Origin of the sequence: Pseudomonas sp. BJa3, from assembly GCF_026343815.1 — a bacterium.
In the GTDB taxonomy this organism is placed as follows: Bacteria; Pseudomonadota; Gammaproteobacteria; order Pseudomonadales; family Pseudomonadaceae; genus Aquipseudomonas; species Aquipseudomonas soli.
On the sequence record NZ_JAOXMC010000414.1, the window covers coordinates 1 to 248 of the forward strand.

General features: G+C 69.4%; 1 protein-coding gene. It reads right to left on the bottom strand.

The window, feature by feature from the left end; translation table 11 throughout:
• A partial coding sequence (locus tag OH705_RS28235) for a hypothetical protein (protein ID WP_267303574.1) occupies positions 1-221 on the bottom strand: 221 nt, incomplete at its 3' end.
• Positions 222-248 lie beyond the last annotated feature (27 nt).

The window sequence follows — 248 nt, forward strand, 5'->3', positions numbered from 1 at the left end:
ACCAGGGTGCCCTGGCGGTTGTCCAGGCGACCGTCGACGGTCAGCACCAGGCCGGCGCGGCTGCTGACGGTGCCCTCGCGGTTGTCGAGGCTGGCGGCGTGCAGGTCCAGGCCCTTGGCCGAGACCAGGCCTTTGGTGTTGTCCAGCGCCTGGGCGATACGCACCGTCAGCGCCTGCTCGCTGAGCAGCTTGCCCTGGCGGTTGTCCAGGGAGTCGGCCACAAAGGTGAAGCCTTGCGGGCTGGTGAT